At 66.3% G+C, this 12,818-nt stretch carries 7 protein-coding genes; 4 read left to right on the top strand and 3 right to left on the bottom strand.

The genetic code is table 11. The features are described 5' to 3' along the window. Nucleotides 1–3 precede the first annotated feature (3 nt). Nucleotides 4–1,608 (bottom strand): carboxyl transferase domain-containing protein, encoded by a 1,605-nt coding sequence (locus DN387_RS08185; protein WP_043863960.1) that lies wholly within the window; start codon nucleotides 1,606–1,608, stop codon nucleotides 4–6. 83 nt (nucleotides 1,609–1,691) lie between these two features. Further along, nucleotides 1,692–2,855, bottom strand: a complete 1,164-nt coding sequence (locus DN387_RS08180) for an isovaleryl-CoA dehydrogenase (protein WP_043863959.1) — start codon at nucleotides 2,853–2,855, stop codon at nucleotides 1,692–1,694. A gap of 204 nt (nucleotides 2,856–3,059) precedes the next feature. Here DN387_RS08180 and DN387_RS08175 point away from each other — a divergent pair, with 204 nt between their 5' ends. Then, nucleotides 3,060–4,733 carry an AMP-binding protein gene (locus tag DN387_RS08175; RefSeq protein WP_043863958.1) on the top strand — a complete coding sequence of 558 codons (1,674 nt, stop codon included), beginning with the start codon at nucleotides 3,060–3,062 and terminating at the stop codon, nucleotides 4,731–4,733. 132 nt (nucleotides 4,734–4,865) lie between these two features. Here DN387_RS08175 and DN387_RS08170 read toward each other — a convergent pair whose 3' ends face one another. After that, nucleotides 4,866–5,021, bottom strand: coding sequence for a hypothetical protein (locus tag DN387_RS08170; protein WP_167400188.1), 156 nt, complete (start codon nucleotides 5,019–5,021; stop codon nucleotides 4,866–4,868). A 142-nt stretch (nucleotides 5,022–5,163) separates the two neighbouring features. Between DN387_RS08170 and DN387_RS08165 the strand changes: the two genes are divergently transcribed. Genes DN387_RS08165 through glgB form a run of 3 tightly spaced genes read left to right on the top strand, consistent with a single transcriptional unit; the run spans nucleotide 5,164 to nucleotide 12,719 of the window. Further along, entirely contained in the window at nucleotides 5,164–7,170 is a 2,007-nt protein-coding gene (locus tag DN387_RS08165; RefSeq protein WP_054914398.1) for an alpha-1,4-glucan--maltose-1-phosphate maltosyltransferase, read from the top strand. Nucleotides 7,171–7,196: 26 nt separating this feature from the next. Then, a complete protein-coding gene (gene treS, locus DN387_RS08160; protein ID WP_054914399.1) occupies nucleotides 7,197–10,505 on the top strand; it encodes a maltose alpha-D-glucosyltransferase in 3,309 nt (1,102 codons plus the stop codon). Further along, entirely contained in the window at nucleotides 10,506–12,719 is a 2,214-nt protein-coding gene (glgB, locus tag DN387_RS08155; RefSeq protein WP_054914400.1) for a 1,4-alpha-glucan branching protein GlgB, read from the top strand. It abuts the gene before it with no gap. The last annotated feature ends 99 nt before the right edge of the window (nucleotides 12,720–12,818 follow it).

Here is a 12,818-nt window from a genome sequence, read left to right as displayed (position 1 = left end):
CGGTCACATCCGGAAAATGCCGAAACGGCTCGGTTCGATCGGGGCATTGAGGGCTGCCGAGAGGGCCAGGCCGAGAATCTCGCGGGTTTGCGCGGGGTCGATGACGCCGTCGTCCCACAGCCTTGCGCTGGAATAGTAGGGGTGGCCCTGGTGTTCGTACTGGTCCAGGATCGGCTGCTTGAGCTGCGCCTCGTCCTGCGGGCTGAAAACCTGGCCGCTGCGCTCGCTCTGTTCGCGCTTGACCTGGGCCAGCACGCCTGCGGCCTGTTCGGCGCCCATCACGCCGATGCGCGCGTTGGGCCACATCCACAGAAAGCGCGGGTCGTAGGCACGCCCGCACATGCCATAGTTGCCGGCACCGAAGCTGCCGCCGATGATCACGGTGAACTTGGGCACCTGGGCACAGGCCACTGCGGTCACCAGCTTGGCGCCATGCTTGGCGATGCCGCCGGCCTCGTACTTCTGGCCCACCATGAAGCCGGTGATGTTCTGCAGGAACAGCAGCGGGATGCCGCGCTGGCAGGCCAGCTCGATGAAGTGCGCGCCTTTCTGCGCGGCCTCGGCGAACAGGATGCCGTTGTTGGCCAGAATCGCCACCGGGTAGCCGTGCAGGTGGGCAAAGCCGCACACCAGCGTGGTACCGAACAGCGCCTTGAACTCGTCGAACAGCGAGCCGTCCACCAGGCGCGCGATCACCTCGCGCACATCGAACGGCTGCTTGGCATCGGCCGGCACCACGCCGTACAGCTCGTCGGCTGCGTACAGCGGGGCGATCGGGGTGCGCACCTGCAGCTGGCCCAGCTTGCGCCAGTTGAGGTTGGCCACGCAGCGCCGGGCGATGGCCAGGGCGTGTTCGTCGTTGTCGGCATAGTGGTCGGCCACGCCGCTGACCTTGCAGTGCACGTCGGCACCGCCCAGGTCTTCGGCGCTGACCACCTCGCCGGTGGCGGCTTTGACCAGCGGCGGGCCGGCCAGGAAGATGGTGGCCTGCTGGCGCACCATGATCGCCTCGTCGGCCATGGCCGGCACGTAGGCACCGCCGGCGGTGCACGAGCCCATCACCACGGCGATCTGCGGGATGCCCTGGGCGCTCATGGTGGCCTGGTTGAAGAAGATGCGGCCGAAGTGCTCGCGGTCGGGGAACACCTCGTCCTGGCGCGGCAGGTTGGCGCCGCCGGAGTCCACCAGGTACACGCAGGGCAGGCGGTTCTGCTGGGCGATGGTCTGGGCGCGCAGGTGCTTCTTGACGGTCAGCGGGTAGTACGAGCCGCCTTTGACCGTGGCGTCGTTGGCCACGATCATGCACTCCACGCCCTCGATGCGGCCGATGCCGGCGATCACGCCGGCGGCAGGCACGTCTTCGCCGTACACCTCGTGGGCGGCCAGCTGGCCGATCTCCAGAAACGGCGAACCGGGGTCGAGCAGGCGGTCGATGCGGTCGCGCGGCAGCAACTTGCCGCGTGAGGTGTGGCGCTCCTGGGCCTTGGGCCCGCCGCCCTGGTGCACGCTGGCGAGCAGGTCACGCAGGCCTTGCACCTGTTCGAGCATGGCCGCGCTGTTGAGCGCGAATTCGGGCGCGCGGGGGTTCAACTGAGACTTCAGAATCATCGTGGCTCCTGGCGCAGCTTCAAGCGGCAAGCTCCAAGCTGCAAGAGTGGGTCTGCGTTATGGCGGCGTTGCCGCTGAGCGCCTCAGCGCGTCTCGTTGAACAGCTCGCGACCGATCAGCATGCGCCGGATCTCGCTGGTGCCGGCGCCGATCTCGTACAGCTTGGCGTCGCGCAGCAGGCGGCCTGCGGGGAATTCGTTGATGTAGCCGTTGCCGCCCAGAATCTGGATTGCCTCGAGGGCCATCTGGGTGGCGCGCTCGGCGGTATAGAGGATCACCCCGGCGGCGTCCTTGCGGGTGGTCTCGGCGCGATCACAGGCCTGGGCCACGGCATACAGGTAGGCGCGGCTGGCATTGAGCTGGGTGTACATGTCGGCGATCTTGCCCTGGATCAGCTGGAACTCGCCGATGCTCTGGCCGAACTGCTTGCGGTCGTGGATGTAGGGCACCACCAGGTCCATGCACGCCTGCATGATCCCGGTAGGGCCGCCGGAGAGCACCACACGCTCGTAGTCCAGGCCGCTCATCAGCACCTTCACGCCACCGTTGAGCTGGCCGAGGATGTTCTCCTGGGGCACCTCGACGTTGTCGAAGAACAGCTCGCAGGTGTTGGAACCGCGCATGCCCAGCTTGTCGAACTTGTTGCTGCGGCTGAAGCCGGCCCAGTCGCGCTCGACGATGAACGCGGTGATGCCGTGGGGGCCCTTTTCCAGGTCGGTCTTGGCGTAGATCACGTAGGTGTTGGCGTCGGGGCCGTTGGTGATCCAGGTCTTGCTGCCGTTGAGCACGAAGCGGTCGCCGCGCTGTTCGGCACGCAGTTTCATCGACACCACGTCGGAGCCGGCGTTGGGCTCGCTCATGGCCAGGGCGCCGATGTGCTCGCCGCTGATCAGCTTGGGCAGGTATTTGGCTTTCTGTTCGGCGGTGCCGTTGCGGTTGATCTGGTTGACGCAGAGGTTGGAGTGGGCGCCGTAGGAGAGCGCGACCGAGGCCGAGCCGCGGCTGATTTCTTCCATGGCCACCACGTGGGCCAGGTAGCCCAGGCCCGCGCCGCCGTATTCTTCGCTGACGGTGATGCCCAGCAGGCCCATGTCGCCGAACTTGCGCCACATGTCGGCGGGGAACAGGTTGTCCTGGTCGATCTGCGCCGCACGCGGGGCCAGCTCGGCTGCGACGAACGCCTGCACCTGGTCGCGGAGCATGTCGATGGTTTCGCCCAGGGCGAAGTTCAGGGTCGGATAACGCATGCTGGCACCTTTCTTGTCGATTGTTCTTTGAGTGGCGTGGTGGTTGACCCGCGATCAAGGCGCTGCGATCTGTCACCTTTACGTTAACGTAAACCCCGCACCGAACACTGTCAATCTCCCCATGACCTTTACGTTAACGTTAATTTGCGCCACATTAGGTCTCGCGTGAATCAGCACCCACAACAATCACAATACGGGGTCGTCATGAATCAACCGAGCTACACCCAGGGTCGCCAGGACAAACCGCTGCTGGCCATGACCATCGGCCAGGCCCTGGACAACACCGTGGCGCGCTTTGCCGAGCGCGAGGCACTGGTGGTACGCCACCAGCAACTGCGCTACAGCTGGCGCGAACTGGCCGACAGCATCGACCTGCATGCCCGCGCCCTGATGGCGCTGGGCCTGAAGACCGGCGACCGCCTGGGTATCTGGGCGCCCAACTGCGCGCAGTGGTGCATCGCCCAGTTCGCCACCGCCAAAATCGGCGTGATCCTGGTCAACATCAACCCGGCCTACCGCACCAGCGAACTGGAATACGTGCTGCGCCAGTCTGCCTGCCAGTGGCTGATCTGCGCCGGCACCTTCAAGACCTCCGACTACCATGCCATGCTCGGCGAACTGCTGCCGGAGCTGGCGCACCAGGCGCCAGGCCAGCTCAATGGCGAGCGCCTGCCCGACCTGCGCGGGCTGATCAGCCTCGACGACGCGCCGCCGGGCGGCTTCCTGCCGTGGGCGGCGCTGGCCGGCATGGCCGAGCAGGTCGCCCCGGCCGAGTACCAGCAGCGCCAGCAGAGCCTGCAGTTCGACCAGCCGGTGAACATCCAGTACACCTCCGGCACCACGGGCTTCCCCAAGGGCGCGACCCTGAGCCACTACAACATCCTCAACAACGGCTACATGGTCGGCGAGAGCCTGGGCCTGACCGAGCATGACCGCATGGTGATCCCGGTGCCGCTGTACCACTGCTTCGGCATGGTCATGGGCAACCTGGGCTGCATCACCCACGGCACCACCATGATCTACCCCAACGACGCCTTCGACCCGCTGCTGACCCTCGAAGGCGTGGCCCGCGAGCGCGCCACCGTGCTGTACGGGGTGCCGACCATGTTCATCGCGCTGCTCGACCAGCCGCGGCGCGGCGACTACGACCTGAGCAGCCTGCGCACCGGCATCATGGCCGGCGCCACCTGCCCGATCGAGGTGATGCGTCGGGTGATCGACCAGTTGCACATGGGCGAGGTGCAGATCGCCTACGGCATGACCGAGACCAGCCCGGTGTCGCTGCAGACCGGCCCGGACGACGAGCTGGAGTTGCGCGTGACCACGGTGGGGCGCACCCAGCCGCAGCTGGAGAGCAAGATCGTCGACGAACACGGCTGCATCGTGCCGCGTGGCACCATCGGCGAACTGTGCACCCGCGGCTACAGCGTGATGCTGGGCTACTGGGGCAACCCGGCGGCCACCAGCGAGGCGATCGACCCGGCGGGCTGGATGCACACCGGCGACTTGGCGAGCATGGACGAGCAGGGCTACGTGTGCATTGCCGGGCGCAACAAGGACATGATCATTCGCGGTGGCGAGAACATCTACCCGCGCGAGCTGGAGGAGTTCTTCTTTACCCACCCGTCGGTGGCGGACGTGCAGGTGATCGGCATTCCGGATGAGCGTTACGGCGAGGAGATCGTGGCGTGGATCAAGCTGCACCCTGGGCACAGCGCCACCGATGGGGAGCTGCAGGCCTGGTGCAAGAGCCGCATCGCGCACTTCAAGACGCCGCGACATTTTCGTTTCGTCGAGGAGTTTCCGATGACGGTGACCGGCAAGATCCAGAAGTTTCGCATGCGCGAGATCAGCATCGAGGAGTTGTGCAACCGTTGAGCTCGGCGTTTCAGCCATCGCGGGTCAAGCCCGCTCCCACAGGTATCGCGCATTTCTGTAAACCACCGCACTCCTGTGGGAGCGGGCTCGACCCGCGATGGGCACACCGCAGTGCAACTGCCGGATCCCGGTCTACGCTTGCACCTTCACCGGCGGCTCTTCACTGGGCGGGTCGCCCACGGGCTCCTGCTCCTTGGGCGGCTCAGGCTCCTTCTCGGGCACCGGTGGTGGCAGATTGGGGTCATCGATATTCGGATCGGGCGTTTCAGCAGGAATAGGAATATTCATGGGCCGAACCTCACATAAAGGGCTGTTCAAAGGCTGACCCATTCTTCGACCGTGGCCGCGCCGCATCGCTCATTTTTTATTGAACCCCCACGCCTGCCATTGCTCTGAACCTTACCGTCACAGCGTAACGGAGCGATGTTCGATGACCCGCGATGAGCCTTTCAGCACCGATGAAACCAGCGAGCACACCCTGACCCTGGCCAGGGCGCTGCTGCTGCCGCGCATAGTGATCGAGAACACCGAACCTGTGCTCGACGCCGGCCAGCACGCGGTCAAGGGTACCGTGGGCGAACAGGTCACCGTTACCAGCAAGGTCTTCGCCGACGGCCACGACGTGCTGGCCGTGCGCCTGAGCTGGCGCCGCCTGCAGCACCCCAACTGGCACGAAGTGCCCATGACGCTGCTGGGCAACGACAGCTGGGAGGGGCGCTTCACGGTCAGCGAGGTGGGCCGCCACCTGTTCATGATCGAGGCCTGGATCGACCAGTACGCCAGCTACTGCTACGAGCTGGAGAAGAAATTCGCCGCCGGCGTCGACGTAGGCCTGGAGCTGGAGGAGGGCCGCCGCCACCTGATGCAGAGCGCCGAACGCAGCAGCGAGCCGCTGCGTGCGCAACTGGAGGCGGTGGCCCTGCAACTGGCCAGCCTGCCTGCCCAGGCCGGCGTCGAGCTGCTGCTGCACGGCGAGACCCGCGCCCTGATGGGCCGCGCCGACCACCGTGCCTACCTCAGCCGCAGCGCCGAGTTCCCCCTTGAGGTGGAGCGCGAGCGCGCACGCTTTGCCAGCTGGTACGAGCTGTTCCCGCGTTCGGTCACCGACGACCCGGCCCGTCACGGCACCTTCAACGACGTGCATCAGCGCCTGCCGATGATCCGCGACATGGGCTTTGACGTGCTGTACTTCCCGCCCATCCACCCCATCGGCACCCAGCACCGCAAGGGCCGCAACAATGCCTTGCAGGCCGGCCCCGACGACCCCGGCAGCCCCTACGCCATCGGCAGCGCCGACGGCGGGCACGAGGCCATCCACCCGCAGCTGGGCAGCCGCGAAGACTTCCGCCGGCTGGTGGCCGCCGCCGCCGAGCATGGTCTGGAAATCGCCCTGGACTTCGCCATCCAGTGCTCCCAGGACCACCCCTGGCTCACCGAGCACCCGGGCTGGTTCAGTTGGCGCCCCGACGGCACCATCCGCTATGCCGAGAACCCGCCGAAAAAATACCAGGACATCGTCAACGTCGACTTCTATGCCGCCGACGCGGTGCCCGCCCTGTGGCTGGCCCTGCGCGACGTGGTGCTGGGCTGGGTGCAGGAGGGCGTGACCCAGTTTCGCGTGGACAACCCGCACACCAAGCCGCTGCCGTTCTGGGAGTGGCTGATCGCCAACGTGCGCAGCCAGCACCCGCAGGTGATCTTCCTCGCCGAGGCCTTCACCAAGCCGGCGATGATGGCGCGCCTGGGCAAGGTCGGCTATTCGCAGAGCTATACCTACTTCACCTGGCGCAACACCAAGGCCGAGCTGCAACAGTACTTCAGCGAACTCAACCAGCCGCCGTGGTCGTACTGCTACCGCCCCAACTTCTTCGTCAACACGCCGGACATCAACCCGTTCTTCCTGCACGACTCCGGCCGCCCGGGCTTTCTGATTCGCGCAGCGCTGGCCACCATGGGCTCGGGCCTGTGGGGCATGTATTCGGGGTTCGAGCTGTGCGAGGCGGCGGCGATACCGGGCAAGGAGGAATACCTGGACTCGGAGAAGTACGAGATCCGCCCGCGCGACTACACCCAGCCCGGCAACATCATTGCCGAGATCGCCCAGCTCAACCGCATCCGCCGCCAGCACCCGGCCCTGCAGACCCACCTGGGCATCCGCTTCTACAACGCCTGGAACGACAACATCCTGTACTTCGCCAAGGGCGATCCGGCCAGCGGCAGCCTGATCCTGGTGGCCGTCAGCCTCGACCCGCACAACGCCCAGGAGGCGCACTTCGAGTTGCCGCTGTGGGAGCTGGGCCTGGAGGACGACGCCGAAACCTTCGGCGAAGACCTGATGAGCGGCCATCGCTGGAGCTGGTACGGCAAGACCCAGTGGATGCGCATCGAACCCTGGCACCAGCCGTTCGGCATCTGGCGCATCACCCCGGCCCGCTAGCCCCCGCCAACCAGAAGGAGTCGTACATGGCGAAGAAAGCCCGCCCAGCCACGTTCATCAACGACCCGCTGTGGTACAAGGACGCGATCATCTACCAGGTGCACGTCAAGTCGTTCTTCGACTCCAACGGCGACGGCATCGGTGATTTTCCCGGCCTGATCGCCAAGCTCGACTACATCGCCGAGCTTGGGGTCAACACCCTGTGGCTGCTGCCGTTCTACCCCTCGCCACGGCGCGACGACGGCTACGACATCGCCGCCTACAAGGCCGTGCACAGCGACTACGGCACCCTGGCAGACGTGCGCCGTTTCATCGCCGAGGCGCACAAGCGCAACCTGCGGGTGATCACCGAGCTTGTCATCAACCACACCTCCGACCAGCACCCGTGGTTCCAGAAGGCCCGGCGCGCCAAGCCCGGCTCCAGGGCGCGGGACTTTTATGTGTGGTCCGACACCGATACCAGGTACGACGGCACGCGCATCATCTTCCTCGACACCGAGCACTCCAACTGGACCTGGGACCCGGTTGCCGGCCAGTACTTCTGGCACCGCTTCTATTCGCACCAGCCCGACCTCAACTTCGACAACCCGCAGGTGCTCAAGGCGGTGATCGGGGTGATGCGCTACTGGCTCGACCTGGGCGTGGATGGCCTGCGCCTGGATGCCATCCCGTACCTGATCGAGCGCGATGGCACCAACAACGAGAACCTGCCCGAAACCCACCAGGTGCTGAAGAAGATCCGCGCCGAAATCGACGCCAACTACCCCGATCGCATGCTGCTGGCCGAGGCCAACCAGTGGCCCGAGGATACCCAGCTGTACTTCGGCGAAGGGCAGGGCGACGAGTGCCACATGGCCTTTCACTTTCCGCTGATGCCGCGCATGTACATGGCGCTGGCCCAGGAAGACCGCTTTCCGGTCACCGACATCCTGCGCCAGACCCCGGAGATCCCGGCCAACTGCCAATGGGCGATCTTCCTGCGCAACCACGACGAGCTGACCCTGGAGATGGTCACCGACCGCGAGCGCGACTACCTGTGGAACTACTACGCCCAGGATCGTCGCGCGCGCATCAACCTGGGCATCCGCCGGCGCCTGGCACCGTTGCTGCAACGCGACCGGCGCCGGGTCGAGCTGCTGACCAGCCTGCTGCTGTCGATGCCGGGCACCCCGACCCTGTATTACGGTGACGAGATCGGCATGGGCGACAACATCTACCTGGGCGACCGCGACGGCGTGCGCACGCCGATGCAATGGTCCATCGACCGCAACGGCGGCTTCTCCCGCGCCGACCCGGCACGCCTGGTGCTGCCGCCGATCATGGACCCGCTGTACGGCTACCAGTCGGTGAACGTCGAGGCCCAGGCCAGCGACCCGCATTCGCTGCTCAACTTCAACCGTCGCCTGCTGGCGGTGCGCAAGCAGCAAAAGGCCTTTGGCCGCGGCAGCCTGACCATGCTCTCGCCCAGCAACCGCCGCATCCTGGCGTATGTCCGCGAGTTCACCGGCAGCGACGGCAAGGGCGAGACCATTCTGTGCGTGGCCAACGTGTCCCGCGCCGCCCAGGCGGCAGAGCTGGACCTCTCGGCCTATGTCGACCAGGTGCCGGTGGAGATGCTCGGCGGCAGCGCGTTCCCGCCGATCGGCCAACTGCCGTTTCTGCTGACCTTGCCGCCCTATGGCTTCTACTGGTTCCTGCTCGCGCCCAGGGACCAGATGCCCAGCTGGCATGTGCAGCCCGCGCAGCCGCTACCGGAGTTCACCACCGTGGTGCTCAAGAAACGCATGGAAGAGCTGCTCGAATCGCCGTCGCGCGACACCCTGCAAGACGCCATCCTGCCGCAGTACCTGCCCAAGCGCCGCTGGTTCGCGGGTAAGGGCGCCGCGCTGGAAAAGGTGCGCATCGCCTATGGCGTGCGCTTCGGTGCGGCCACCAGCCCCGTGCTGCTCAGTGAAATCGAGGTCGACGGCGGCGGGCAGACCAGCCGCTATCAGTTGCCGTTCGGCCTGATCGGCGAAGACCAGCTGACCAGCGCATTGCCCCAGCAACTGGCCCTTTCACGGGTACGCCGGGGGCGCCAGGTGGGCCTGATCACCGATGGTTTCGTGCTCGAAAGCTTCATTCGCGCGGTGCTGGCCGGCTTTGCCGATGGCACGCGCCTGAGCTGCAGCGACGGCGAGTTGCAGTTCCAGGCCACCGAGCAGCTGGCCGCCCTGGAGCTGGGCGACGAGCCGGCGGTGCGCTACCTGTCGGCCGAGCAGTCCAACAGCTCGGTGGTGGTAGGGGGCAGCCTGGTGCTCAAGCTGATCCGCCGGGTCAATGGCGGCATCCACCCCGAGCTCGAGATGAGCGCCTACCTCACTGCCGCCGGCTACCCGAACATATCACCGCTGCTGGGCTGGCTGAGCCGGGTGGACGCCACCGGGCAGCCGCACCTGCTGATGATCGCCCAGGGCTACCTGAGCAACCAGGGCGACGCCTGGGACTGGACCCAGAACACCCTGGAACGCGCGATTCGCGACGAAATGGAACCCGGCATCCAGGCCCCGCAGGCCCATGCCGATGCCTTGCAGGAGCTGCAGGCCTTTGCCGCGCAGCTGGGCCAGCGCCTGGGCCAGATGCACCAGGTGCTGGCCGCGCCCACCCAGGACCCGGCGTTCAAGCCGCGGGTGAGTAGCGCGCGCGATGGCAAGGCCTGGGGCAAGCAGGTCAGCGCCCAGCTCAACCAGGCGTTCGACCTGCTGGAGCAGCACCGCGATGAGCTGGATGCCGACAGCCAGGCGCTGGTCGACGACCTGGGCAAGCAGCGCAAGGGCCTGCTCGAACAGGTCAGCGAACTGGCCATGCAGGCGGTCGGTGGCGTGCTGATACGGGTACACGGCGACCTGCACCTGGGCCAGGTGCTGGTGGTGCAGGGCGATGCCTATCTGATCGACTTCGAAGGCGAGCCGGCGCGCCCGCTGGAGGAGCGACGCGGCAAGCACAGCCCGTACAAGGACGTCAGCGGCGTGCTGCGTTCGTTCGACTATGCTGCTGCGATGGTGTTGCGCAGCGCGTCGGGGGTGGACGTCTCGCCGCCGGCCCGCCAGGCCCGTCAGCGCGTGGCGCGGCGCTACCTGCACCAGGCCCGGCATGCCTTTGTTCAGGCCTACGATCTGGCCACCGCCGACCTGCCGCACGCCTGGGAACAGCCCGGCGGGGCACGCGCGGCGCTGGACCTGTTCAGCCTGGAAAAGGCTGCCTACGAAATTATGTATGAAGCCGAGAATCGCCCGAGCTGGTTGGCCGTGCCCTTGCATGGCCTCCATGGGCTTGTCAGTACGTGGGGAGAATGAATGAGCGCGCACAAGCGGGAACAGGCTGGGTTGGGCACAAGGGATATCGATGACCTGGTCAATGCCAGGCACGGCGACCCGTTCGCGGTGCTCGGGCCGCACCCGGATGGCGCGGGCGGGCAGTGGATACGCGCCTACCTGCCCGATGCCCTGAGCGCCCGGGCGGTGGCCCGCGACAGCGGGCAGGTGCTGCTGGAGCTGGAGCAGGGCAGTGTGCCCGGGCTGTTCAGCGGGCGGTTGCAGCAACCGCAGGCGTACGACCTGCACATCAACTGGGCAGGGGGCGAGCAGGTCACCGAAGACCCCTACAGCTTTACCCAGTTGCTGCTGGGGGAGATGGACCTGTACCTGTTCGCCGAGGGCAATCATCGCGACCTGGCCAAGGTGTTCGGCGCGCAGCCCGCACAGGTTGACGGCATCGACGGGGTGCGCTTTGCGGTGTGGGCGCCGAATGCGCGGCGGGTGTCGGTGGTCGGTCACTTCAACAACTGGGACGGGCGCCGCCACCCGATGCGCAAGCGCGTGCCCAGCGGTGTGTGGGAGCTGTTCATCCCGCGCCTGCAGGCCGGCGAGACGTACAAGTACGAACTGCTCGGGCCCGACGGCATCCTGCCGCTCAAGGCCGACCCGCTGGCACTGGCCACCGAGCTGCCGCCCAGCACCGCCTCGAAGGTGGCCGCCGCGCTGGGCCATGTGTGGCAGGACCAGAGCTGGATGCGCGTGCGTGCGGCGCACCAGGCCACCAACGCGCCGCTGTCGATCTACGAACTGCACGCCGGTTCCTGGCAATGCGAGCTGGATGAAAGCGGTGAAGTGGCCCGCTACTACAACTGGCGCGAACTGGCCGAGCGGCTGGTGCCCTACATCCAGGAGCTGGGCTTCACCCATATCGAGCTGATGCCGATCATGGAGCATCCGTTTGGCGGCTCGTGGGGCTACCAGCCGTTGTCGATGTTCGCGCCCACCGCGCGCTATGGCACGGCCGAGGATTTCGCCGCGTTCATCGACGCCTGCCACCAGGCCCACATCGGCGTGATCCTCGACTGGGTGCCGGCGCATTTTCCCACCGACGAACATGGGCTGGCGCAGTTCGACGGCACCGCACTGTATGAGTACGCCAACCCGCTGGAGGGCTTCCACCAGGACTGGGACACGCTGATCTACAACCTGGGGCGCAACGAGGTGCACGGCTTCATGCTGGCTTCGGCATTGCACTGGCTCAAGCATTTTCACATCGACGGGCTGCGGGTGGATGCGGTGGCCTCGATGCTGTACCGCGACTATTCGCGCAAGGCCGGCGAATGGGTGCCCAACCGCCACGGCGGGCGCGAGAACCTGGAGGCCATCGATTTTCTGCGCCACCTCAACGACGTGGTGGCCCAGGAGGCGCCGGGGGCGCTGGTGATCGCCGAGGAATCCACTGCCTGGCCGGGTGTCAGCCAGCCGACCCAGCAGGGCGGCCTGGGTTTCAACTACAAGTGGAACATGGGCTGGATGCACGACACCCTGCATTACATCCAGAACGACCCGATCCACCGTGCGCATCATCACAACGAGATGAGCTTCGGCCTGATCTACGCGTATTCCGAGCATTTCATCCTGCCGATTTCCCATGACGAGGTGGTGCACGGCAAGCACTCGCTGATCGACAAGATGCCGGGCGACCGCTGGCAGAAGTTCGCCAACCTGCGCGCGTACCTGGCCTTCATGTGGTGCCATCCGGGCAAGAAGCTGCTGTTCATGGGCTGCGAATTCGGCCAGTGGCGCGAGTGGAACCATGACGCGGAACTGGACTGGTACCTGCTGCAGTACCCCGAGCACAAGGGTGTGCAGTCGCTGGTGGCCGACCTGAACCGGCTGTACCGCGACGAGAAGGCGCTGCATCAGCAGGACTGCGTGCCGCAAGGGTTCCAGTGGCTGATCGGCGACGATGCGCGCAACAGCGTGTATGCGTGGCTGCGCTGGAGCGCCGAGGGCGAGCCGTTGCTGGTGGTGGCCAACTTCACGCCGGTGCCGAGGGAGGGTTATCGCATCGGGGTGCCGTTTGGCGAACAGTGGGTGGAGGTGCTCAACAGCGATGCCCAGGTGTATGCCGGGTCCAACTACGGCAACCTCGGGGCGGTGAGCAGCGAGGCCTTGCCCAGCCATGGGCAGCCGCTGTCGCTGGCGGTGAACCTGCCGCCACTGGCGGTGCTTGTGCTGCGCCCGGCTTGAGACCTTGGGCCTGCTGCGCAGGCCATTCGCGTGTCAAGCCCGCTCCCACAGGGATTGCAGTGTTTTCAGGAACTGCGCTGCACCTGTGGGAGCGGGCTT

It is taken from the genome of Pseudomonas sp. FBF18 (genome assembly GCF_024261405.1).
GTDB lineage: Bacteria > Pseudomonadota > Gammaproteobacteria > Pseudomonadales > Pseudomonadaceae > Aquipseudomonas > Aquipseudomonas palmensis.
The sequence above is the reverse complement of the archived record's forward strand: the minus strand, read 5'-3'. Positions and strand labels throughout refer to the sequence as shown.